19 protein-coding genes, 4 tRNA genes and 1 pseudogene are annotated in these 25,168 nt (G+C 34.9%); 14 read left to right on the top strand and 10 right to left on the bottom strand.

The window, feature by feature from the left end:
• Positions 1-33 precede the first annotated feature (33 nt).
• Positions 34-1,305, bottom strand: a complete 1,272-nt coding sequence (locus CKF54_RS04785; protein WP_119525230.1) for a nickel/cobalt transporter — start codon at positions 1,303-1,305, stop codon at positions 34-36.
• 9 nt (positions 1,306-1,314) lie between these two features.
• Positions 1,315-2,034 carry a DUF1007 family protein gene (locus tag CKF54_RS04780; protein ID WP_119525229.1) on the bottom strand — a complete coding sequence of 240 codons (720 nt, stop codon included), beginning with the start codon at positions 2,032-2,034 and terminating at the stop codon, positions 1,315-1,317.
• Between the two features lie 152 nt (positions 2,035-2,186).
• On the opposite strand from CKF54_RS04780, the gene mtnN reads away from it, so the two are divergent.
• A complete protein-coding gene (mtnN, locus tag CKF54_RS04775; RefSeq protein ID WP_119525228.1) occupies positions 2,187-3,077 on the top strand; it encodes a 5'-methylthioadenosine/S-adenosylhomocysteine nucleosidase in 891 nt (296 codons plus the stop codon).
• A gap of 189 nt (positions 3,078-3,266) precedes the next feature.
• Here the strand turns inward: mtnN and CKF54_RS04770 are convergent, their stop codons facing one another.
• From CKF54_RS04770 to CKF54_RS04750, 5 genes and pseudogenes are all read right to left on the bottom strand, one after another.
• Positions 3,267-3,926 carry a hypothetical protein gene (locus CKF54_RS04770; protein WP_119525227.1) on the bottom strand — a complete coding sequence of 220 codons (660 nt, stop codon included), beginning with the start codon at positions 3,924-3,926 and terminating at the stop codon, positions 3,267-3,269.
• Positions 3,927-4,003: 77 nt separating this feature from the next.
• Positions 4,004-4,768: a carbonate dehydratase gene (can, locus tag CKF54_RS04765; RefSeq protein ID WP_119525226.1), complete on the bottom strand. Its 765-nt coding sequence runs from the start codon at positions 4,766-4,768 to the stop codon at positions 4,004-4,006.
• 95 nt (positions 4,769-4,863) lie between these two features.
• Positions 4,864-5,862 (bottom strand): annotated as a pseudogene (gene pta / locus CKF54_RS04760) (phosphate acetyltransferase); the annotation flags it as partial.
• Positions 5,863-6,644: 782 nt separating this feature from the next.
• Positions 6,645-7,850, bottom strand: coding sequence for an acetate kinase (locus CKF54_RS04755; RefSeq protein WP_119525224.1), 1,206 nt, complete (start codon positions 7,848-7,850; stop codon positions 6,645-6,647).
• A gap of 194 nt (positions 7,851-8,044) precedes the next feature.
• Positions 8,045-10,105, bottom strand: coding sequence for a LysM peptidoglycan-binding domain-containing protein (locus tag CKF54_RS04750; protein ID WP_119525223.1), 2,061 nt, complete (start codon positions 10,103-10,105; stop codon positions 8,045-8,047).
• Between the two features lie 141 nt (positions 10,106-10,246).
• Between CKF54_RS04750 and CKF54_RS04745 the strand changes: the two genes are divergently transcribed.
• The 11 genes from CKF54_RS04745 to CKF54_RS04695 all read left to right on the top strand — a co-directional run bounded on the left by CKF54_RS04745 (position 10,247) and on the right by CKF54_RS04695 (position 19,070).
• A complete protein-coding gene (locus CKF54_RS04745; RefSeq protein WP_119525222.1) occupies positions 10,247-10,921 on the top strand; it encodes an MBL fold metallo-hydrolase in 675 nt (224 codons plus the stop codon).
• Positions 10,918-11,766, top strand: coding sequence for an HAD family hydrolase (locus CKF54_RS04740; RefSeq protein WP_119525221.1), 849 nt, complete (start codon positions 10,918-10,920; stop codon positions 11,764-11,766). The genes CKF54_RS04745 and CKF54_RS04740 overlap by 4 nt, the downstream gene beginning before the upstream one ends.
• Positions 11,767-12,631: 865 nt before the next feature.
• Positions 12,632-13,672, top strand: coding sequence for a mannose/fructose/sorbose PTS transporter subunit IIA (locus CKF54_RS04735; RefSeq protein ID WP_119525220.1), 1,041 nt, complete (start codon positions 12,632-12,634; stop codon positions 13,670-13,672).
• A gap of 12 nt (positions 13,673-13,684) precedes the next feature.
• Positions 13,685-14,497 (top strand): PTS mannose/fructose/sorbose transporter subunit IIC, encoded by an 813-nt coding sequence (locus CKF54_RS04730; RefSeq protein WP_119525219.1) that lies wholly within the window; start codon positions 13,685-13,687, stop codon positions 14,495-14,497.
• 8 nt (positions 14,498-14,505) lie between these two features.
• Complete coding sequence (gene manZ, locus CKF54_RS04725) at positions 14,506-15,342, top strand: PTS mannose transporter subunit IID (RefSeq protein WP_119525218.1); 837 nt, start codon at positions 14,506-14,508, stop codon at positions 15,340-15,342.
• 311 nt (positions 15,343-15,653) lie between these two features.
• A complete protein-coding gene (locus CKF54_RS04720; protein WP_119525217.1) occupies positions 15,654-17,057 on the top strand; it encodes an MATE family efflux transporter in 1,404 nt (467 codons plus the stop codon).
• A gap of 492 nt (positions 17,058-17,549) precedes the next feature.
• Positions 17,550-17,636 (top strand) — tRNA-Leu (locus tag CKF54_RS04715).
• A 5-nt stretch (positions 17,637-17,641) separates the two neighbouring features.
• A tRNA-Gly gene (locus CKF54_RS04710) sits at positions 17,642-17,717 on the top strand.
• Between the two features lie 16 nt (positions 17,718-17,733).
• Positions 17,734-17,809, top strand: a tRNA-Gly gene (locus CKF54_RS04705).
• Positions 17,810-17,825: 16 nt separating this feature from the next.
• Positions 17,826-17,901: transfer RNA gene (locus CKF54_RS04700), tRNA-Gly, on the top strand.
• 149 nt (positions 17,902-18,050) lie between these two features.
• On the top strand, positions 18,051-19,070 hold the full coding sequence (locus tag CKF54_RS04695; RefSeq protein WP_119525216.1) for an NAD(P)H-dependent glycerol-3-phosphate dehydrogenase: 1,020 nt from the start codon (positions 18,051-18,053) through the stop codon (positions 19,068-19,070).
• Between the two features lie 61 nt (positions 19,071-19,131).
• Here CKF54_RS04695 and CKF54_RS04690 read toward each other — a convergent pair whose 3' ends face one another.
• From CKF54_RS04690 to CKF54_RS04680, 3 genes are all read right to left on the bottom strand, one after another.
• Positions 19,132-19,674, bottom strand: a complete 543-nt coding sequence (locus CKF54_RS04690) for a tRNA (cytidine(34)-2'-O)-methyltransferase (RefSeq protein ID WP_119525215.1) — start codon at positions 19,672-19,674, stop codon at positions 19,132-19,134.
• 148 nt (positions 19,675-19,822) lie between these two features.
• The gene (locus CKF54_RS04685) at positions 19,823-20,311 is read right to left on the bottom strand and encodes a protein-export chaperone SecB (RefSeq protein WP_119525214.1); all 489 of its coding nucleotides are present in this window, start codon (positions 20,309-20,311) and stop codon (positions 19,823-19,825) included.
• 22 nt (positions 20,312-20,333) lie between these two features.
• Entirely contained in the window at positions 20,334-20,801 is a 468-nt protein-coding gene (locus CKF54_RS04680) for a protein-export chaperone SecB (protein ID WP_119525213.1), read from the bottom strand.
• A 306-nt stretch (positions 20,802-21,107) separates the two neighbouring features.
• Here CKF54_RS04680 and mutL point away from each other — a divergent pair, with 306 nt between their 5' ends.
• Both mutL and CKF54_RS04670 read left to right on the top strand, forming a co-directional pair.
• Positions 21,108-23,837, top strand: coding sequence for a DNA mismatch repair endonuclease MutL (gene mutL / locus CKF54_RS04675; protein ID WP_119525212.1), 2,730 nt, complete (start codon positions 21,108-21,110; stop codon positions 23,835-23,837).
• Between the two features lie 177 nt (positions 23,838-24,014).
• Positions 24,015-24,893, top strand: a complete 879-nt coding sequence (locus CKF54_RS04670; RefSeq protein WP_119525211.1) for an MlaA family lipoprotein — start codon at positions 24,015-24,017, stop codon at positions 24,891-24,893.
• The last annotated feature ends 275 nt before the right edge of the window (positions 24,894-25,168 follow it).

The following is a 25,168-nucleotide window of genomic DNA, read 5'->3' as shown; positions in this document are numbered from 1 at the left end:
TCTTACGGGAGTTAGTTTTTTAGTTTTTTATTTTTACTCTTTTGGAGTTTGCTGTAAAAGAGGTTTATTTGATTGGCGAGTATAGATCTTAATGTTATTTTCAGATTTATAGCTTGTATAAGCTGTATGAACTGAAACAGCAAGTAAAGCTAAAGCAATACAAATAATTACGCCTTGAACAAAGAGAGATTTAAACGCACTTGCTTTACCAAACAAATTGTTAAAGCCTAAACGTTTAATCCAAGTAACTATTTGCACGGCAAAAATTAAGCCCAGACCTGTACCTAATGCCATAAACATGGTAGAAGCTACGCCCCACCACCAGAGATCAATGATGTAAGAGAAAATTAGAACAAAAATAGCTCCTGTACATGGACGTAAGATAATTGACGTTGCCATAAGCAGACGTTCCTTTAAACTATCTAATTGATTAAATTTGTCCCAATCTAAGTGGTTACCACAACCACAATTTTCATCATGGACATGATTGTGATCTTGGTGATGAGCATGATCATGATCTTGATGATGGACATGATCGTGATTTTGCTGGTGAGCATGATCTTGGTGATGAACATGATTATGTGTATGCTTATGCTCACAAGTTACTGCATGGTGAGATTTATCATTACAGTTTTCATGTTCATGTTCATGTTCATGTTCATGTTCATGTTCATGTGTTGCGGAGCTAGTTGAATGGTGAGAGCAAGAGCATGAACAGCTTTTTACTGTAGTTTTATTTGTATTCGTTGCTTTGTCAACCTCTGCAACAGTAATAGCTTTTTCACTATTGGTTTGTTGTGCTTGACTTTGACGATGTAAACGAATGATTTTTACAATACGAACAATACTACGAATGAGCCAAAAAGAAGCTAGTAGACCTATTAATAATCCACTAACAACTCCGAGATGATCATTTAGTTTGAGTAAATGCGTAGTTGAGCTTTCAAAGATATAGAGAGCAAAAAAGCAAATAACTATAGCTGTAACCCCTTGGAGTAAAGAAATGGTCAAGCCAAGGGAAAGGATTTTTAAAAATTTTGGATTAGTTGCAATTGCGTAAGAACTTAAGACAAACTTACCGTGTCCTGGTCCTATAGCATGTAATAAGCCATAGAGAAAGCTTACACCAATCAAAGTAGGTCCTGCCCACGGCGAGGTACTACTTTGAGCAATAAGTTCAGCTAGAGTATTATTGAAGTTACCTAGAGTGCTTAAGATCTTAGCATAGAGATAGTCAAAGCCAACTAATAAAATAGCTAATAAGCTTAGCAATGCTATTAGGGCGATAATAATTTTCTTTGCCATAGGGAAATATTATGGAGTGTATGGACAGCCGATATAAACTGTTTGTGTAAAGTATTGTCCTATATTTGGATCATTTGGTTTTGCATCTACTGGTAGAGAGTTAGCATAATCTACAAGCGAAGCATCTGGTGAAGCTAGCTCTAAACCAGCGTCACAAGTCGGGATAGTGTTTTTATTTGAAAAGGTTATATCTTTGTATGACTTATAACTCATGTCAATGTAGTATGACGGGTCATAAGTTTGTAACATAATATAATCTTTGTCACTTAAAATTACAGGGCTAGCAAAAGGAGCAAAGTAAACAACTTCAACTCTTTTACTTTCGTTCACACGAATGTCTACCATGCTTACAGCGTGAGCAAACTTAATGTCTTTGCTTTTTGCAGGATCTAAACCGTTAGTTTTAGCAATGGTAAAGAAATCATATTCCACAAAGTTAGTAGCGATCTCTGCCCAAAAGCTATCTTCTCCACGTTTAACTTCAGTTAGGATAGGAGCTGAAGATAAAAGATCTAGTTCCATAGTAAAAAGTAGACCATAAATAGCTGTGTGGTTATCTTTTAATTTAAAAGTAGGATAAACTACTCTATCACCATAATCACGTGAATTTAATTTTAAGTTAGCTGGTGGTTCATTTACTACCATTAAACGCATTTGTGTCCAAGCATGAGGGTGAGCTTGCACTAGTTGGCAAAATAAAATACTGCAGAGTAAAAGGAAATATCTCATATCAAAAAAAGTTTAAAAAAAATTAAGCTACCTATATTATAAAACACAAAACTTTAGCTGTTACTAATATCTAGTAAAATCGGATAAATTAGTGAACTTGTGATAAAATTAGAGCGGAAAGTTTGTATTAACATGATTAGGAAAAGCTTAGCATGAGTATTCAAGATAAAAGATACCATCTAGCATTTTTAGTGGCAATGGAAGAAGAAGTACGTAACCTTCTTCGTCAAGATAATGCTTTGCTAGATGAATTAGAAGCTAGGGTAGAAAATAAAGAATTTGCTGATATTGAAGCAGCTTTACAACATGTTCTAGATAATGCAGAACAAATTGGTAAAACTCGCTTTTTAACTATTAAATTACCAACAACAGTGCGCGAAGACCACAATGTGGAAGTGGACTGTTTAGTTGTAATTATGGGTATTGGTAAAGTAAACGCAGCTATGGCTACTACATTAGTGTGTTCACAGTTTAAAGTTGATATGCTAATTAACTATGGTTTTGCTGGTGCTATTGGTCCAGTTAAGCCAAATACCATTCATGTAGCTGATTCTGTAAGTTATGGTGATGTAGATGTAAGAGCTTTTGATTATGAGTTTGGTCAAGTACCAAAAGATGAAGTTTACTATCCTATGCCTGGTAAATTTACGCAAGCATTAATTCAAGATTACACTCGTTACAGTCGTCAAGTTGGTTATGGTCGTGTTATTACTACAGACGCATTTATCAACAATACAGAAGTAAAAAATAAGATTCTTGACGGCGTACGTGAAGCACAGCAAAATACAGGTAGCACCAGTGAACTTCTTTGCTTTGACATGGAAAGTGCTGCAATTGCACAAGTTGCTAAAGCCTTTAAGAAAACATTAATTGTTTTTAAAGAAATCTCCGACGGTGCTGATGAGAGTGCTGATGAAAGCTTTGCAGATCAAGCATATGAAAATCAAAGTCAAGCTTTACATCATGCGATTAACTTCCTCTTTATTGCGTTACCAAGAATTTATATTGGTATTATGAAAAAACGTGAGCAAGAGAGAGGCTAAAGCTCATTTTATTGCTCAATAAATCGCTTAATAGATAGCTTAATATTCAAGAAATCCCTTAAGAGAGATTTTAGATTTTAAAATATCTTAAGAAATATTGAATAATCACTCTATAGATAAGTAGAGTAGATCAAGAGTTAAATATAGATAAAGGTTCCCAAGTAAGGGAACCTTTATCCGTTTGTAAAATTAAAAAGTATAGTTAAAGCCTAAACGAATTGTTAAAGTGTAGTAACTAGGTTGTTTTTTCGTGCCATAGATATAAGTAGCATTAATGCTAGAAGCGACATTACCTATATCAAAGCCTAAACCTAGAGAACTATAAGGGGTAAGGATATTACGTTTAACTTTATAAAATTGTTGGGCAAACTCTGAATTAGTTTCTAGACTTTCAGACGAGAAAGTTTGATCTAAACCACTAGAAAGGCGTACATAAACTACATTGTAAAAGTAGTAACGAATAAATGCCCCAAAACGAATAGAGCTTTTATCAACACTACTTTTGTAGTAAGTTGTGGTATCTGTAACTACAGTTTCACTACTGTCAGAGTTTAAGTAAGAGTAGTAGAACTCTCCACCGATAGTAATATTACCTAAGTTATGTTTACGGATAAATTCAGAGTTTAAATTAGTATAGTAACGTCCAAAATCAAAACCTAAACCATAAACTGCATTATCGCTGGAAGTGAAGGCACTTGTAAATTGACGTCCAACGCTAGTTGAAACCTTATCTTGGGCAAGACCATAAAAAGTTACAGCTTGCACTTGCCAACGGGCAAATTCATAAGCATTGGCAGAAAAGCTTAACAGGGGGAAAGCAATAACTGATAACAAATATTTTTTTAACATAGCTAAGACAAAATCTTGTTAAAGAGTAACTTTCATTATAAAGAAAATAATAAAAAAAGTCTTAGAAACTCTAAGACTTAATAATAATCGAGATAACTAAAAGTTTTGTTTTCCTTGTTATTCTCTTCTTCATCTTCTGCTAATTTATCTTTAGCAATACGATCAATCGCTTCTTGATCAAGATCTTGGTCAGTTAATGTTAAGAGGCGAGCAATATAATTTCGGTAGTTGATTTCTAGCTCTTCGCTATTACTTGCATCAACCCCCTCTTCAAGTAAATGCCCATCTTCAATATCATAAACTAAACCAGAGATAGTTAAATCTTGTCCTCTTGCCCAAGCGTCTTTGATAATTGAACTACGACCTAAATTCCAGATTTGTTCAGCCACATTTAAACGTGTAACTACATCTAAACGGTGTTTTTCGTTAAGAGAGTTAAGTAGGGTTTGGTGACGACTATATAAATCTTGAATGTGCATTAACCAGTTTGAGATTAAGCCACGGCTTTGTAAATCAGCAGCTGCCTTTATACCACCACAGTTAGTGTGTCCACAAACAACTATATCTTTTACTTTAAGCACTTCAACGGCATATTGCACTACTGACATACAGTTTAAGTCGGTATGGATTACCATGTTGGCAATATTTCGATGTACAAATAATTGCCCAGGATGATTACCTGTTAAAATTTCTGCTGGTACACGTGAATCTGAACAGCCAATCCATAAAGTATCTGGAGTTTGCCCTTCAGCCATATCCTTAAAATAATTAGGATTATACTTCAAACGTTTTCTTGCCCAGCGTTGGTTATTACGAAGCATTTCCGTAATCTTTTTGTCCATATAATCGGCTCCAAAAGATAAACTTAAGTTAGTATTATACCGCTTTTTTTCTAAAACAGAAAAAAGACCTTAAATAAGGTCTTTTTTTTTTGCAATTAGTTTTGCGCATTAATTGCTTGTACAGCTGTTAAGCAGATAGTATAAACAATATCTTCAACTAGAGCACCACGGCTTAAGTCGTTAACTGGTTTACGCATACCTTGAAGCATAGGACCAATTGAAACAACATCAGCAGAACGTTGTACTGCTTTATAAAGAGGGTTACCACAGCTTAAATCAGGGAAAACAAATACGTTTGCTTTACCAGCAACTGGAGAGTTAGGAGCTTTTAATGCTGCTACTTCTGGAGTTACCGCAGCGTCATATTGTAATGGACCATCTACTGCGATATCAGGACGTCTTTCACGTACTAAGCTTGTCGCTTCTACAACTAAATCAACATCAGGACCAGAACCAGAGTTAATTGTTGAGTAAGAGATCATAGCAACACGTGGATCTAAACCAAAAGCTTTAGCGTTATCTGCTGATTGAATAGCGATGTCTGCTAATTGAGTAGCTGTTGGGTTAGGGTTAACCGCACAGTCACCATATACATATACATCTTCAGGCATTAACATAAAGAATACTGAAGAGATAATTGAAGCACCTGGAGCAGTTTTAATAATTTGCATAGGTGGACGGATAGTGTTAGCAGTTGTGTGTACCGCACCAGATACTAAACCGTCAGCTTCGTTAGCTTCTAACATCATAGTACCTAGAACAACATTATCTTCTAATTGTTTTCTAGCTAACTCTTCAGTCATGCCTTTAGCTTTACGTAATTCAACTAAACGATCAACGTATTTTTCGCGAACAGTTACAGGATCGATTGTTTTTAATTCTGGAGGTAAAGATAACCCTAATTTATCTGCTTGTTCACGTACAGCTTCACGTGAAGCTAATAAAATACATTCAGCAATTTTTCTTTCAGTACAAATAATTGCTGCTTTTACTGTACGTGGTTCATCACCTTCAGGTAAAACAATGCGTTGTGGTTTAGAAGCAGCTAAACCTGTTAATGAAGAACGGAAACGAGCTGGAGAAGTACGTTTTAAAGTACGTTTAGCTTTATTTAGTTCAAATAAAGTATTGTCTACAACTTCAAAATCTAAACCTTCTTTATTAGCAGCTAATAAAGGTAAGTTTTTGATTTTCCAGTCTTCTTTTAAGTAGTTAGCTAGGTTTGAAGTTACCACCGCACCTAATAAGCGATCTGTGTTTTTGCCGTTTAAACTTGACTCAACGAATGCACCTAATTGCGCACTTAAAGAATTGTATGTAGCTGCTAAACTTTTATCAACTACTACGATATCAGCATCTAAAGTAGTTGCTACATTGTAGTTGAAGTTAGTACCTAATAAGTAGTGTAATTCACTTACTACTAGTAAAACTTCAGTATCAGCTGCAAATGAATCTTGTAATTGTACTAGGCTTTCAAATAACGCATCTGTATCATTAGCTGCAGTTTTTTCAACAGCTTGTTGTAAAGTAAATGCGCTTTTAACTTCTAAGCCAGCTTCTACTAATGGATCATTTTCAACTTTAAAAACACGTAGAACTGCTACTTTATTACCTCGATCTTGGTGTTTTTTAGCAACTAATTGCACTAATGATTCTACTTGAGCCTCTTTGTTTGTAGGGGCAAATAGTACTGTTCTTAATGACATTTTTATAAAACCACTGATTGTAAGATTAAATTAATTTAATAAAATATAGAAATCAGCTAGTTAGCCTATAAGGGTAGATTCTCTATATTTACCGCTTTTTTAAAAAAAGCTTAAAGATTCAAGCCCCACTTAAAAAATTAAGGGGCTTGAATCTTTGAAGAAAAAGGAAATTATTTTTGTGTTAAAGCAAATGCGTCTTGAGCAATTAGTAATTCTTCGTTTGTAGGAATTACCATTAACACAGGAGTATTTTCTTTAGAGATAATACCTTCTTTACCAAATTTAGTATCGTTGTTACGTTGTTCATCAATTTGGTAACCTAAAAGACGTAATTTTTCAACCACTAATTTACGTACGTGTGGAGCGTTTTCACCAATACCACCAGTAAATGTAATTGCATCAATGTAATCTACATCTAAAATTGCTAAGTAAGCACCGATGTATTTAGCAATACGGTGAGCTGCGATATCTAAAGCTAATTTAGCACGTTTGTCTGTGTAGTAGTTGTCTTCTGCATAACGACAGTCTGAAGATACACCAGTAATACCTAGTAAACCTGATTTTTTGTTAACTAAGTTATCAAATTCATCAGCATTTAAGTCTAATTTGTTGAATAAGAATTTGATCATACCTGGGTCGATATCACCAGAACGTGTACCCATTACTAAACCTTCAGTAGGAGTAAAGCCCATTGAAGTTTCAACTGATTGACCATTACGTACAGCACAGATTGAAGCACCGTTACCTAAGTGACAGTTAATTAAGTTAACTTCATTAACTGGTTTACCAATCATAGTTGCTAAAGTTTCAGTAATGTATTTGTGAGATGTACCGTGCATACCGTAACGACGGATACCATATTTCTCATATAGTTCATATGGTAAAGCGTATAAGTAAGCTTCTTCAGGTAAAGTTGAGTGGAATGCTGTGTCAAATACTGCAACTTGTTTGTCCGCTAAGTGAGGGAATAATTCAGTTGCAACTTCGATACCTAATAAAGCTGCTGGGTTGTGCAGAGGCGCATATTCAGCTGCTTGTTTGATCTCGTTAATAACTTCTTCATTGATTAAAACTGAAGAAGTTAGTTTTTCACCACCGTGAACTACACGGTGACCGATAGCTACTAAAGCTTGAGATAATTCAGGTTTAGCTTTTAATAAGTTATCAACTACAAAGTTTAAAGCTTGTGCGTGACCAGCACCAGCACCTAAATCTTGTTCACCTTTTTGACCATCTAATTTCCATTTGATTCTTGCTTCTGGAAGACCTAAAGCTTCAGCAAGACCAGATAAGAAAACATCACCATTCTCTGGGTTCATAATAGCGAATTTAATAGATGATGAACCACTATTTAGGATTAAAACTAAGTTTTTCATTAATTTACCTTCTTCGGAGGATCTATAAAAATAATTAAAATACGTTAAATCGAGGTGTAAACGTCTAAATCTTTACTATATATAGTAAAAATTAGCATAAACTTAACACAGAACTTTACCCCATTTTATCATATTTTAACTTAATGAGGATATAAAAAAAGTAGTTTAGTCGAGACTAAACTACTTTATGGAAACTATTTTCTTTTATAAACTTTAAGTTTTTGTCCAGCGTAAACGGTATTTGATTTAAGATTGTTTAAGCTTTTAACTTGTGCGATTGTCATATTAAATTTTTTGGCAATGCTAGTTAAAGTATCACCTCTTAATACCGTGTAAGTGGTTATTTGTGGCGTAGCAGGTTTGCTATTTGAAGCTTTGCTCGTGTTAGAGTTTGTGCTCTTACTTGAGCTTGCTGCGCTAGTACTCTTACTAGGAGTTGTTGAGCTTTTATTGCTTGAACTGCTAGAAGAGCTTGCTGGATCTACTTTTTCTTTTACTACCACAAATTGTGGGATTTTGAGGACTTGACCTACTCTGATTTTATCAGGGTGAACATTGTTAAATGCGGCTAAGTCTGCAATCTCTAGATCATGACGTTTAGCGATTAAGGTAATATTATCACCTTTTTTCACGGTGTAAGTATCACCAGAATCCACCATTTTGGTAACTGATTCATATGAATCGTCATCATCCGAAACCATTTGGGTAGCTGGAATAGTAATTTTTTGTCCTATATTAATAGGTTTATTTTTATCTAAGCCTTCGTTAGCTTTTAATAAGTCACTTAAAGTTAGCTTGTTGTTATAAGCAATACGAGTTAGAGTATCACCAGCTTTAACTACATAAGTTGTAGTTTGGCTATAGTTAATGTTAGACGCAATTTCAGGTAATGCTGCAGATTGCACTACAGGAATTTTAATTTTTTGTCCAACATAGATATTGTCATTTTTGAAGTTATTTACTTCAACTAATTGCTTATAAGAAACGCCAAACTTATCAGCTAAACGATATAAAGTATCGCCTTTAACTACAGTATAAGGTTTTGAACCAACCACTTGCGTTGGGCTGTTGGTGCTAGATTTAGCTGTAGATAAGTTCGTACTTGCTCTATCTTCACGCACGGTTACTTTTGGAATAGTATTGTGAGCAATATACATGCTGATATTAGCATTTCTAAACTCTACTAGACCATTGTAAATAGCCTTAGCTACATCGGCGCGATAAGTTGCAGTACGAAGACGGCTTTCTTCCACACGGTTAGATAAGAAACCTGTTTCGATTAAAATCGAAGGAATGTCTGGACTTTTTAAAACCCCAAGAGAAGCATATTGTGGTTTGCTTTTATTAAGGTTAGTAATCTTTTTCATTTGCCCTAAAATGCTATTAGCAAGCAATGTTGAAGTTTGTTGCTGTTGCGTAAAAGATAAATCAATTACATCTCGGGCAATGTTTTTATTTGTGCTAGAAAGAATTTCTCCCGTACCACCGAGTAATGAACTTTGTTGTTCTTGACGCTCAAGTAAACGACCGGTCTCGGTGGTCGCTCTTGTTGTCGAAAGTACCCATACAGAAGCACCAAGAGCATTAACATTTGGTGAAGCATCCGCGTGGATAGAAATTAACAGATCTGCTTTTTGTTTACGCGCAATAGTTGAGCGGTCTTGTACAGGAATGTACACATCACTACTACGAGTTAAAGTAGGAGTAAAAGCTGGATCAGATTGTAAAAGACTGTATAAACGACGAGAAATATCTAAAGTAACAGTTTTCTCGTAAATTTTATAAATACGTCCGATAGTACCTGGATCTTTCCCACCATGTCCGGCATCAATTGCCACGACAATCGGCGGAATACTATAAGTAGCTGTATAACCAATAATTAATTTCCATGCTTTTCCATCAGAAACGATTTGCGCTTCTGCAGTGGTATTAGCTAGGTGGAAGTTAAGAGTTAAGGTTCTACCACTACGAGCATAATCGATACGTGAGAATACCGAGTTACCTACACGGTAAGGATACTTTATCTCTGAAGATAAAGTGTCATTAGTAAAGATAACTTGAAGGATTTTCTTGTTATTATCGATTTTTAGTTGTGGTTTTCTACTGGTACCAGTATAGGAAATAAGCCAAGCCTCTTGGTTATGAGTTTTAGCAATGTTTTGAATTTTATTAATTGTACCCGCTTGTGCGTTTAAGCTCATTGAAGCAAAAGCAAAAAGAGCTAAACAAGTGCGGAAAAATGAAGATCGAGTCATAATCGCGAGTATCTCTGAACCCTACGGTTAAACTAACTTGTTGTTAATGTGCTAAGATTTTTATTATAGCGTAAAAAGCTCTCATTTTTCTCGAAGAATTAACTGATATAATAGCTTTAGTAAGATAAACAAGGAATTGAAATGGCAAAACTAGAAATTTATAAATTACCTGTTGGTGCTATCCAGCAAAATTGTCGAATTTTTGTAAATGTCGAGACAAAAGAAGCTTTTGTAGTCGACCCAGGTGCGCAAGCGCAAGATATTTTTAACTTTATTAGCAAGAACAATTTAAAAGTTGAAGCTATTATTCTAACTCATGGTCATTTTGATCACATAGGTGGAGTAGAACCTTTACGTAAATTGCTTGGAGATGTTAAAGTAATCGGTCCATTCGCTCAAGATGGTTATATGTTTAACAAAGCGTTAGCGAGAGCTCAAGAATTTGGTTTTGATGATGAAGTAGCAGATTTTAACCAAGATCCAACTAAGGGTGACCGCTTTTTTGAAGAGGGAGAAGTTTTAACCTTAGCAGGACAAGAGTATACAGTGTTATTTACCCCTGGACACTCACCAGGTCATGGTGTTTTAGTTGATAAGGATAACCGCATTATTATCGCGGGTGATCTTTTATTTAGAGGTTCAGTAGGTAGAACTGATTTAGAGGGAAGTAGTTTTGCAGATCTTGAAGCAAGTCTGCAGAATAAGGTTTATCCGCTTGAAGGTGATTATACCGTTTTACCAGGTCATGGACCTGATACGACATTAGAAAGAGAACGTAAGTTAAATCCTTACGTGAGAGCAAAGGAGGTAGCATGACAAAAGCTAAATTTGATTTAACAAACATTAAAGTTGTAGCAGTTGATTTAGATGGTACTTCAATTAACAAAAAGCACGAACTTGAAGACTATACGGCTAAAGTTTACAATGCCCTAGCGCAAAAAGGAATTGAGTTAATTGTTGCTACAGGTCGTGGTAAAAATGATGTACCTATGTTACACAAGTTAAATGAACCTTTTGCTTTAGTAACTTACAACGGTTCGGTAATTGCTAAACCTGCAGAGTTAAATTATCAACGTACTTTAGATAAAGTAGCGCTTGAACATATTTGTAATTACGCTTACGACAATGATTTATATGTAAGCTTTTACACCGCCGATAATTGGTTTGTGAACCAACATGATGAGGCAAGAGCACGTAAGTACACTAGCTCTGGCTCAAAATATGAGTTTAGAGAAGCTAAAGATTGCGTGAATGAAGCTGTAGTAAAAGTTTTTATTGTTGATCCAACTAAAGAAAGATACAGATTGGAACAAATCAAGGCTGATCTGTTAGAAAAGATTGGTGATCGTGTTGAAGCAGTGTTTTCTGGCAATATGTCATTAGACTTTACGGCTAAACATGTAAACAAGTTAACAGCTTTAGATTTTTATTTAAATAGTAAAGGTCTAAGTGCAAAAGAGAACATGATTGCTTTTGGCGATAGCATGAACGATTATGCTATGTTAACCGGAGTAAAATATGGTTTTTACATGGAAAACACATTACCGTTTATTAAAGAAAACTTTGTTCCACATGCAAACTGTCATCAGATTGGTAATTGCTATGAGTTAGGTACGGCTAAATTCTTAAATGAGTTATTTGACTTAGGTGTAGAAGAGTAGTTAGTAGTTAATTGAATGATTGCAAGTTTGCTACTTGAAACTCAAGATTTTTTTACTTAAACTTTGTAACTTAACTTTCACACTTTTAGCTAAATAGCTCAAAGCTAGCAGAGATAAAAAAGTACTAATAAGTCCGGAGAATGTAAAGGGACTATACTAGCAAGCAAAGAGAAAAGGTGAGGCATATTTTGCCTCACCTTTTCTCTTGCTTGCTCTTTGCGTTCTCTTTGCGATTAGCTTATGATTTTTTCTTTTAGAGCAGCGTAATGACTTAAAAAAATTTAAAAATTGTAGCAAGATCTTGCTAAAAGGATTAACTTTAGTCAAGCATAAACAGTTGATAAATGATCAAAACTTGTCAGCTATCTACTTGTAAATTTGAGCTTTATATGCGATTTTACTAGCAAAATAAACTGATCAAAACATTACATAATAAACCAGATTTTCCTTAAAAAGTCAAATTTTGCTTTAACGCCTTTTTATTTTTTGTCTAGTATGTAGAGTTCTGTTTTAATTGTATGAATATTAAAGTAAAAAAGTTAATAGCTAAGGCTTAATTTTGTAAAGTTGCTTGGAGTTTAAGAAAAAAGAATTTACCCATGAGAAGTTTGGTCTTTTATAAGCTAAGGAAATTTAATAGTTTTCAGCTTTTATGAGGAGAAGGTGAGATTTTTTACTTTTTTTGTAAAAAGTGGTCATTTGACAACTTTTTACAAAAAAGTGTGGAACAGGCTAGTAAAAAGCTAGATAATAGTGGGGTAGATATTTTATTAGGTCTTGAAAATAGTAGTAAATACCTAAGAAAATGTTCAAGCAAAACTTTACATAAGTTTAAGAGTTTAGTATATAACTATTGAGGAATCTAATGTCTGAAGTATTTATTATTGCAACTCACGGCGTAGCTGCAAAACAATTACTAGCTACGACTGAAATGCTGTTAGGTGAGCAAACAGGTGTTCACGCTGTGGACTTTGTCCCTGGTGAGAATGCTGATACTCTTGCAGCAAAATATCGTGAGATTATGGCACAATATCCTGAAGATCAAAAATTCTTATTTTTAGTAGATCTTTGGGGAGGTAGTCCATTTAATGCTGCTAATTTAGCTGCTGGTCAAAATCCTAATGCGATTATTGTTACTGGTGTTAATATTCCAGCGTTATTAAATGCTTTCTCAGCACGAGATGACGAAGAGTTGCCATTAGAAGAAATTGCTGCTGAAGCAGTAAAAGGCGCAAGAGCCGGAGTTAGAGCTACTCACGGTGGTCAAGAGATCTTAAAAGAAACTGCGTCAGCTGCTGCTCCTGCTCCACAAGCGCAGGCAACAAATAGCAATGCAAATGCAGCACCAGCTTATAATGGTCCTTCAAAAATTGGTTCAAAAGTAATTGAGCCTTTAGAAAATGATAAACACTTTACTATAGGTTTAACTCGTATCGATGACCGCTTAATCCACGGACAAGTTGCTACAGTTTGGACAAAAGTATCGAATGTTTCTCGTATTTTAGTAATCAATGATGACGTTGCTAAAGATACAGTACGTTCTACTATGTTAAAACAGTCTACTCCTCCAGGTATTTCTGCTCACGTTTTAGATCTTGCAAAAGCTACACGTGTGATTAATAACCCAGAATATGCTGGTGAGCGTTTTATGCTTCTCTTTACGAATCCTAAAGATATTCTAACTTTAGTTCGTGATGCTAAATGGCCAATTCACGAAGTAAACGTTGGTGGTATCTCTTATAAAGAAGGTAAAACAAATTTAACTAAAGCTGTTAACGTAGCTCCTGAAGATGTTGAAGCATTCAAAGGCTTAAACGGCTTAGGTGTTAAATTAGAAGTAAGACAAGTAGTAAACGAGCAATCAGTTGATTTAATGAAAATTTTAGCTGATAAGGGTTTAGCGTAAAGGAAGTAAATTATGGATATTAGCTTAGTTCAATTAGTTCTACTTTTTATAGTGGCAACTATTATCGGGATTGGCTCGATTTTTGATGAATTCCAAACTCACCGTCCATTAATTGCTTGTACATTAGTAGGGGCAGTTTTAGGTGACATGCAAACTGGTATTATTGTAGGTGGTGTACTAGAGTTACTTGCTCTTGGTTGGGCTAACATCGGGGCAGCAGTAGCACCAGACTCAGCATTAGCATCAGTTATCTCTACAATTTTAGTAATTGTAGCAAAACAAGAACGTGATACAGCGATCGCATTAGCTATTCCAATCGCGGCAGCTGGTCAAGTATTATCTATCTTCATCCGTGCAATCTGTGTGTCTTTCCAACACGGGGCAGACAAAGCTGCAGAAACTGGTGAATGGAAATACATTAACATTTACCACTACTTAGGTATTTTACTGTACTCATTACGTATCTCTATTATCGCGGTATTAGTTGCGGTAACTGCAGGTACTTCAATTGTTCAAGACTTAATCAATGGTATTCCTGATGTAATTACTAACGGTCTTAACGTGGCTGGTGGTTTCATCGTGGTAGTTGGTTATGCGATGATCATTAACATGATGCGTGCAGGTCACTTAATGCCTTTCTTCTTCCTAGGCTTTACAACAGCAGCATTCACAAACTTCAACTTAATTGGTATGGGTATTGTTGGTCTTTGCCTTGCAATTCTATATATCCAAATTCACCCAAGATACCAAAAAGGTGCTGCAGTAAGTAACGGTCAAGCTTCAAATCAAACACAAAATTTAGCGGACAACCGTTTAGATGACTAGGGGGACACATGGCAGAGTTAAATAAACAAGCAGAAAGAAAAATTACAGAATCTGATTTAAGAAGTATGTTTATTCGTTCAAATGCTTTCCAAGGTTCATGGAACTTTGAACGTATGCAAGCTCTAGGTTGGGCTTATACTTTCTTACCAGTATTAAAACGTCTATATCCAGAAAATAACGAAGAACGTAGAAAAGCAATTAAAACTCACTTAGAGTTCTTCAATACTCAACCATTCGTAGCTGCACCTATCTTAGGTATTGCTGCTTCATTAGAAGAGCAAAAAGCTAATGGTGTACCAATTGAAGACGGTGCAATCAACTCAGTAAAAGTTGGTATGATGGGACCTCTAGCAGGTGTTGGTGACCCAATTTTCTGGGGTGCAGCTCGTCCTATCTTAGCAGCTCTAGGTGCTTCTTTAGCGATTCAAGGTTCTTTATTAGGTCCTTTAGTATTCTTCCTTGGCTTTAATATTATCCGTTTATTAGTTAGATACTATGGTATCTTTGTTGGATATAAACAAGGGGTTAACTTAGTACAAGACGCTTCTTCAGGTGTATTACAAAAATTAACTGAAGGTGCTTCAATCCTAGGTCTATTCGTTATTGGGGTGTTAGTAAATCAGTGGGCGAGAGTGAATGTGGTAATTCCATTACCATCAGCTTCTCCAGACGCTCCACCACAAACTTTCCAAAGTATTTTCGATAGCTTAATTCCAGGTATTTTACCTTTAGGTTTAACATTCTTATGTATGTGGTTATTACGTAAAGGTGTTTCTCCTATTACGCAAATTTTCGCTGGATTTGGTATCGGTATCGTAGGTTACTGGTTAGGTATCCTAGGTTAGAAACAAGAAAAAGAGCATCATGTGATCATGGTGCTCTTTTCTTGTATTTAAGACTTTATCTTAAGACTTTATCCTGACTTGTATAAGAGAGGAGTGCTAGTGATATCAATCTCCTTAATTGTAAGTCTTAATTATGAGTCTTAATTGTTAGTCAAGCTAGATAAGCTATGCTAATTAGCTAAGCTAAATTCAGCTAAACTAACTAAAGCAAGACAAACTTACTAAGTTGCTAAAAGAGGATTTATAGCTTTTCTAGTTAACTTTTAGGTATACTATAAGACTAAAGTTCAAATTATTAGGTAATTTAGTATATGTCCCAAGTTGAAATTAGGGAAGAAGTACAAATTAGTAACTGGAAATTATTTAGAGACATTTTTCCAGCTTCATTAGCCTCTCAACTAGTGTTTATGAGTATTGGCGTAGTCAATGCTTTAATGGCTGCAGCTGTATCTCTTTCAGCCATGGCTGCTATAGGTATGATAGGCTCTGTATTCTGGTCATTTAACTCATTAGCTTTTGGTCTTCTAAGCATAGTTTTAGCCAAAATGAGTTTTGCTTTTGGTAATAAAAACTATAGTCAAGTAGGGGTAATTCATCGCCAAACTTATTACCTCATTGCAATCATGAGTGTGATAATAATTGCGCTAGATTTAATTATTGCGATGAATCTTCATCTCTTTCATATGAGCAATGAGGTGATTGAGATTGCTCAGCCTTACATGATTTTAAGCTGTATAAATGTACCCTTAACCTTGTTTATGATGCACTTGCGTAATATCAACGCTTGTGTTGGTTATACTTTACCAACCTTTATAGTAAGTATTTTGGGGTTACTAGCAATAGTTCCTCTCAACGTTTACTTTATGAAAGAGGAGTTACCTTTTTTCGGGCAAACTCCAGCAAATTCAGCGTTTACGCACATCATCATAAACCTGTTATATATTGCTAGTCTTTTAGTTATTTTCCGTTTTAAACGCAAAATTTACTTTAAACTTGAGCTTTTTAAAGTAGTATTTGAGGCTCCAAATTGGAAGTTTATCAAGGAAACTTTTAAAGTAGGTACTCCGGTAGCTTTACAATTCTGGTTGGAAAATAGCTTTTTTGCACTTGTGGTTCTTTTAGTAGCTCACTTAGGTACTTCGGTACTGGGTGCACATGAAGCTGCAATGAGTACTTACTCGGTAGCTTATGCAATTGCAATCTCAAGCTCTGGAACAATAACAAGTATAGTTTCTCGTCGTTTAGGTGAAAAACGTCTAGATCTTGCGAAAAAACTCTTTAATAACGTCATCCTCTTTTTAGTTTTCTTTAATCTTGTAACAGGTGTTTTAGTGATCTACTTTAGAGAGTTAATTGCGTGGGAGTTTGTTACTGATGACAATGTAGCTTTACATATAACCAAGAACCTTTTAATCTTCTTAGCTATAGCAAACTTCTTTGACGCTATATATGCAAGTTTTTTAGGTTACTTAGTTTCTTTTAGAGACAGTCGTTTTGTCTTTATAGTTGCTATTGTGGTTTCATGGGTACTGGGAATTCCAATTGCAAGTATTTTTGCTTTAACACCATGGTTTAATTTTGGTATCTATGCCTATTGGACTGCTTTTATATTTATTCCGCTTATAGCTCTAACTATTTGCTATTTTAGACTTAAACTTAAATGGTATCGTATGGATGAAAATCTACTTTACCAAAATTTAGCAAAAAATAGTTAGTAGGTACGCAAAGGATTAAAAGTACAGTTCAAGCACAGCTCTATTCAAACTAAGCGAGATAATAAAAAGTGTAAAGCTAAATTAAGCAGAAACTTATCTTTGTTCTTTAGTTTCATCATAGGCAATAGATGATGAGAATAGAAGCATAGCGAAGAAATTAACTCTACAATAAAATAAAAAAATTAGTCAAAGATAGCTTATCTTTGGCTAATTTTTTATTTTGCCTCTAGGATTTTCGAGCTAAAAATAAATTTAACTTAATTTAAGCCGAAAAAATATAAAAAAGATTAATTAAAAATCATTATTTTAATAAAAAAGTTAAAAGAACCTCTTGCATATAATTATTTAATTGCTTATAATAGTCAGGTCAGCAAGGGATAATAAAAAAGAAAGTTAATAACTTCCTAATTATTTCTTGTTAAATAAAAGTTTAAAACTTTGTGTTTTAACTTTTATTTAAAATGGCTTTATAAGAAAACAGTTTTTTATAGAGCCCGGGTGGCGGAATCGGTAGACGCAAGGGATTTAAAATCCCTCGAGGGCAACTTCGTGCGAGTTCAAGTCTCGCCCCGGGCACCATTTAAGCGTGAATAGCTCAGTTGGTAGAGCACAACCTTGCCAAGGTTGGGGTCGCGAGTTCGAGCCTCGTTTCACGCTCCAGTTTTTTAAGTTAAATGCGTGAATAGCTCAGTTGGTAGAGCACAACCTTGCCAAGGTTGGGGTCGCGAGTTCGAGCCTCGTTTCACGCTCCAATTTTTTAAGTTAAACGCGTGAATAGCTCAGTTGGTAGAGCACAACCTTGCCAAGGTTGGGGTCGCGAGTTCGAGCCTCGTTTCACGCTCCAATATTACAATTAAAAAGGGGACTAAGTAATACTTAGTCCTTTTTTTAATTTTGTATTTTCCTATTACTAGTAGTATAATCATAGAGATATACTTTCATGGAATTTAAGATTACAGAGTAAATTTTGTAGACTCTGATAAAGAATAATTTATGGCGAACGAAAATATATTACCGCAACCACAGACAATAGGCGTTTTAGGTGCCGGTTCTTATGGTACTGCTCTAGCCATTGCATTTTCTAAAGTAATGCCTGTTTTGCTTTGGGGACACCGTCCGGAAGCAATGCAGAGTATGGCAGAAATTAGAGAAAACTCAGAGTATTTACCTGGAATTATTTTTCCAGAAAAACTAGCAACAACTGAACATCTTGATGAGGTGTTAGATAGCTGTAATCTCCTATTAATTGCTGTACCATCAGCAGTATTACCAGATTTTTTAAAGAGCATTAAAGATGAAATTAAACCTCATCACTTCTTATTAATAGCTTCTAAAGGTCTAGAACAAAAAACAGGAAGATTCTTTTCTGATATAGTTCCAGAGATTTTTCCAAATAATAACTTTGGTTTTATTTCTGGTCCATCATTTGCTAAAGAAGTAGCGCGTGGTATCCCTACCGCCTTAGCTGTTGCTTCTAAAGATATTAAGTTCTTACGCGAAGAAATCTTTGCACCTATGCATGATTTCCGTCAACCTTTAAAGCTTTATTATGTTGAGGATATGATAGGTCTGCAAATTGCTGGAGCAATTAAAAATGTAATTGCAATTGCTGTTGGCTTATCAGATGGCTTAGGCTTTGGGGCAAATACTCGTGCAGCTGTAATTACTCATGGACTTGAAGAGATCTCAACTCTAGGGAAGTTATATGGAGCAGAAGCTTCAACTTTCCAAGGACTGTCAGGTTTTGGTGATTTAATTTTAACTTGTACAGATGACCAATCACGTAATCGTCGTTTTGGTTTATTATTAGGACAAGGATTAACACCAGAGCAAGCAATTGAACAGATTGGTCAAGTGGTTGAGGGATACTATAATACCCGTGAAACTATTACTCTAGCGCGTAAAGTAAATGTAGAGCTACCAATTATTCAGAAAGTTTATGATATTCTCTTTAATAATAAGTCACCAAAACGCGCAGCTGGTGAATTATTATTAGCAATTCATAATTTATAATAGGTTTAATCCCTAAAGCAAATGCACATTTAAACATGGTTTAAATGTGCATTTTATTTGTTTAATTTCCTTTAAAGATTATTTTTAATCCTAAAGCTAAACGTTGACTAAAAGAAGTTTTTACAGGGCTAAAGTCTGGACTAGCTGCTGTTAGATTAGGGAAATCTTGCTGTCTTAAAGCTTCATATAAGCAAATAGAAACAGAGTTTGCCAAGTTAATAGAACGCGCGTATGGTGTCATAGGAATACGAATACGTCCATATGTACTATTTCTCACCTCATCAGGTAAACCACGACTTTCTGGTCCAAAAAGGAAAAAGTCATTAGGCGCAAATTCGGTTTTGTGGTAAGCGTCTGAACCTTTGGTAGTTAAACTAAAAACTCGTGCTTGTGGATTTTGTTGACAAAAATCTTGATATGAGTCATACCACTTAATATGTACATATTCATGGTAGTCAAGCCCAGCACGTTTTAGTTTTTTATCATCCATTTCAAAGGGAATAGGTTTAATAATATGTAATTGCACTCCAGAATTAGCGCAAAGACGAATAATGTTACCTACATTCCCTGGTTGTTCAGGTTCAAAGAGAACGACGTTAAACATTATCTAGATCCTTAAAAAGGTGTAGCAAAATATTTGCTACACCTTTTAAAAAATTGGAATAAAGTTTTGAGTAATAATACTCAGAGAAAAGAGTTTAGTTTAAGCTTAAGCATAATTTTAGCTTAGCGCTTAACTCTTTTTACTTATATTATTTTTTCTCACCTGTAGGTAAGTTTAAGTTTAAACGCTCAGCGTTGTTTAAAATGTATTGTTGTTCAAAACTTAAGAATTGTAATTGGAACTCTGGGAAACCACCTGAAGTGATTAAATCAAAAGTTAATTCACGTAAGTCATTGTATAGAACATCAACAACGCTACCATTTAAGAAGATTTGTGAAGATGGATCTTCTTCGTCAGCGATAGTTACTGTAGCTACAGATTTTGCTTCAGAGATGAATAGGTTAGTTTTGTCTTGTAAATCACAAGTTACAGTTAAGCCTAAGCTTACATTGTAAACACCTTCATCGTTAACTTTTTCAACTTTAACTTCTGAAAGGTCAACTCTTAAATCAGGACGTTGATTAGCTAATTCGTTTTGATCTTGATTTAATAAGTTAATTTTGTTTGGTGCTTCAAATGAAGCATCAACTAAACGTATAGATAGAATACGATTTGTTCTTTGTGCTTGTTCTGCCATTTTTAACTCCTAGTAAATTAAATTATTGTGCTTGTTGCGCTTGACGTTGTGCTAAAGTTTCTTGGAAGATAGCACGGAAGTTTTGCGTACCTAGGAATAATGGAGGCATTCCTGAACGAGTTAATAATTTATCTAGTTTGTTGGTGATGAAAGGCCATAAAGTTTGTGCACCATCAAAGTATAAAGCTTGAGGTTTAACTTGGTCAGGTAGACCACGGCAAACAAAAAGAGCACCTTGAACAGTTTCAAATTTAACAACTGGGTTGTTACGATCACCAATTACTAAGTTTAAAACTACGTTGATATCAACTAAATCATCACGACCTAAATCTTGCACTTGAACATCAACCGCAAAACCTACTTCAGTAGCTTTTGCACTTTCTTCTGCTGAAGCGTTCACTGGAAGATTGTTAGAGTTAAATACATAAGATAAGTCTTTAGTGTAAACACGAAGAATGTTTAACTCAACTGTATTTTGTTGTTCACTCATAGTTATATTATCCTTTATAAGCTGGCTATATCTAGAATTGAATTGGAAATAAGAGTATATAGCCGAAATTCGTTAAGAAATACCTTATAATGTATATAAAGTTACTAGAACAAAGATAAATTTACTAATAAATGTCAGTAAATTTATTTTACGTTTAGGTTCTAGCCTAAAGATTAACTATACGGTATATTTTTTCCTAACAATATTCTATCATATCTCTAGATTTTTTTAAGAAATTTATACAAAATTTAAGATAATTTTCTCTCCTAGATAAGTTAAGAATTTTACTCAATTATAAAGAAATTTATGGCCAATATTCAGATATTGCCACCATTGGTTGCTAATCAGATTGCGGCCGGTGAAGTGGTAGAAAGACCTGCTTCAATAGTAAAGGAATTAGTAGAAAATTCTTTAGATGCAAAAGCTAGCACTATTGTTATAGATATTGAAAATGGTGGTAAAAGTTTAATTAGAATCCGTGACAACGGACAAGGGATTGCCCGTGAGCAACTAGACCTAGCCTTAGCACCACATGCTACTTCAAAACTAAGAGTTATTGATGATTTAAATGATTTAATTAGCTATGGTTTTAGAGGCGAAGCTCTAGCTTCAATTAGTTCAGTAGCTAAACTTACCTTAACTTCAAGAGCCCAAGGTGCTGATGTTGCATGGCAAATCTACAACCAAGGGAAAGAGTACCGCACTAGCTCTACGCCTGTAGCTCACCCTCAAGGAACAACTATAGAAGTTCAAGAGTTATTCTACAATACCCCGGCACGTCAAAAGTTTTTAAAATCAGACAATGTTGAGTATAACTACATTGAAGATTTAGTTAAACGTTTAGCTATAGTTAATCCTGCAATAGATTGGACTCTAACTCATAATGGTAAGCAAAAACTACGCCTCCCAGGTTTAGGAGAAAAAGATTTTAAAGAGAGAATTTTACAACTAATGCCAAAAGTATTTAGCGAGACTGCGGTGGAAGTTGTGGCGCAAATTCCTCTTTTTAATCTACAGCTCCGTTTGCTAGTTGAGCCCAATAGTGCTTTATCTATGCGCAATAATCGCGTGCAGTATAGCTATATAAATCATCGTTTAATTAAAGATAAAATTCTAATAAGCGCAGTTAAACAGGTTTTTGAAGAACTCTTTAATAATGTAAATTTAAATTATATTCTATTTCTCGAAATTGACTCTAATGCCGTAGATGTAAACGTCCATCCAGCTAAAGCTGAAGTGCGTTTTGTTGATGCGCATAAAGTGCATAGTTTTATTTTCCAGAATCTATATGTGCAACTAGCAAAAATCCGTAACTTCGATCCAAAAATTGTTGAACTGGTATTGGCTAATCGCCATGAAGATTCAAGTTTAGTAGATACTAGTCGTTTGGATACTTTAGAAGTACAGCAACAAACTCGTGGGAAAAAATTTGCTTTTACAGCAGATGAACCAGAAGAATCTGTAACTAATCGCCAGCAAGAAGAAGTTGCTCTGGGCGAAATAACTACACAGAGTTCTTTTTCTAAACCAAGAGCGCAAATTAGCGAGCAGCAAGCAAGTAAAATAACTGCTGTCGACAGTAAAGGTTTATTCGGTAAGTTTGCCAATATTCAAAAAATCCGTTTACAACCAAAAAATCCTCTAAATGAAGATGATCAAGAAGAGATTGTAAATTTAGCTGAAGATTTATTTAAAGTAAATGAAGAGAGCAAACTTTCTTCAACTTCTTCTCATCAAGTTGATGACCTTAAGCTTGCTAAAGATGATTTTAAAGAGATAGCTGAACTAAAAGAGACTGCGGAATCAGAGGAACAAGAAGAAAAAGCAGAAATAGCAGAAGAAAGTTTAGTAGCAAAAGCCTCTTTAAAAACTTCTGCAGAAACATCTGCAGAAACTTCTCCAGAAACTTCTCCAGAAGCTTATTCATCGTTTACTACAGAGGATTTTGAGGCGGTTAAAGCTCAACTCCTTGCACAAACGAGTACTTCTTTATTAACAGAAGAAGCAAATGAAAGTAGTTATGGAGTGAGTTCTAGCAATAAAGGGGAGCAAGAACAAAACGATAGTTTCGTTGCTGTTGAAAATAATACTGCAGAAACAAATGAGTTAGATAGTGCTGCTTTAAGTGAATTTTTACAAGAGCTAGCAGAGGAAAGTAAAGAACAAGGAACTAAGAGTCCTCAAGTACAAGCTAAATTTAACTTTCATCGTGAGCAGGCTAAAGCTAAGTTTCTTCAAGAAAAAAGTAAAAAGAAAATTCTTGATGCTTTATTAGTTGATAATGACGAAGAGGTGCAAAAGAAACTAGCACAAGAGTGGTTTGATCTGCAAGATCAAAAAGAGCAAAGTAATGAAATCTCTAAAGTTGAAAAACTAGCTGAAGAGCAATTTACCCTAAAAGAAGAAAAAGCAAATTTAAGCGGAAATGATTTTGCTAGTTTCTCTGCTTCTTCGTCTTCTCATTCATCTTCCTATGCAGCCTCTACAAGTGAGTTTGCAGAATTATTTACTCAAGTATTGCGCCAAAACAAAGGTAACAATACAAAAGTAGATGGGGTTTTTGCCGAGCAACCAGTAGCTGACTTTATCTTAAATACCGCTGCTCTCAAGTTTTTAACTTCTGATTTCTTAAACTCGCTTTTACACCAAGAGGTTGATTTATCAAGCCTAGGTGGAGATGATGAAATTGAGTTAAAAGATTTATTACGTCCGCATTGGTTTAGGCAACGCCAAAGTAAGAATATTCATATTCTTACTTCAAGTCAACAGCAAACTATTTGGCAGTACCAAGGCAAAGTTTACATGGTAAGTAACTATGAGTTACTTTATCAATTAGCCGAGATTATTAGTGAGCAAAGTAAATTTTACCAACCAGCCCAAGAGGTTTTATTAGAGTTTGCCAATTTCCTTAAACTTAATGAGGATTTAGCTAATCCTGAAGTATTTGCAAGTGTTTTACTCTTGTTAGAGGCACTTGGGGTAATGCAGGCAGAGTTCTATCCGCAATTAAAAGAGATCTCTTATTGTGTTATTTAGCATTGCGTAACTTTTCTTTACTGGTCAAAATAATTTTCTCTATGAGTTCACCGGAAAAAGTATCTTTTTAGAAGTATTCTTTGCCTAGTAATAAGTTAGTTACGCCGTTAAATAGCAAAACAAAAGTAAGCGAATTAGGGTATAATACAACCGCAACAAGATAACAGATAATTGAATATGTTTAATGTAAAACGAACTTTCACTCTTTTAAGCCTAGGTGCATTATTAACTTCATGCGCAGGTGTAGAAGCTTATAAAGAGCAGGCTAAAGTCCCTTTAACACCAGAGCCAGAGCAGACAGTTGAAGCTAATGGCGTAGTGTTAAATTCTCAAGGTATTGACTTTGGCAATATGTATCGCGCATATGTAAATGCCGATCTTGATAGATTTCAACCATTTAACCGTTGGTCATACAACGTAAATATGAACTTCCTGGATAGATACTTATTACGCCCATTAGCGGTGTTTAACATGAATTATGTATCTCCAGATTTACAAAATGCTTTAGTTAACTTATCTGACTACTTAGACCATCCTGCTATGTTTATTTCTAATGTAGCTACTGGACAGTTTAAAGAAGCAGGTAAAGATATTACTCGAATTGTAATTAACGGTGTCTTCGGTCTAGGAATGATTGACTGGGCAAGTGAAATGGGAGTTAGATCTAATGGAAATAACTTTGATTTTGCTTTAGCTTACTATAATGTAAAACCTGGTTCTTACATTATGATACCTGGCTATGGACCAACTGTAACACGTAAATTAATTGCTCAAACAGGGGTGCAAAACCTTTCAATGTCAGCAATGTATGGTGCAATTGTAGATGGTTCTACTTGGTACATTACCTTACCTCTAACTATTTACTCTGGTATTGTCGCGCGTGGTCAGTTGATTTCTCAAGAGAATATGGTATTTGGAGCAGCTGATCCATATGCAATGTTTAAATCAGTTTGGATCCAGAACTATAACTTCAAACTATCACAGGCTACGGGTAAACCTTTACCAGAATCTAGTCAACCAGCAGTTGATTTAGATTTACTAAGCCAATTTAACTAATAAGTTATAAAATAAAAAATTAGAGTTAGGAAGTAAGTTTCCTAACTCTAATTTTTTTATTATGGTAGTTTTTTCGCACTAATTCCGCAGATTTTTACTTTTATTACCGCGTAAAAAACAATAGATTAAGAAAAAAGTTAAATAAATCTATTTACTTTAATTATTTATTTCCATATAATAGACTGCGTTGAGATGATAAAGAGAAAAAGATTAAAGCTTTAGATCTTTTTATTATCTTAATTTATTTTAGTTTTGCGCCCGGGTGGCGGAATCGG

It is taken from the genome of Psittacicella hinzii (assembly GCF_003585885.1).
Taxonomy (GTDB): domain Bacteria; phylum Pseudomonadota; class Gammaproteobacteria; order Enterobacterales; family Psittacicellaceae; genus Psittacicella.
This window is presented reverse-complemented; position numbering and strand designations above follow the sequence as displayed.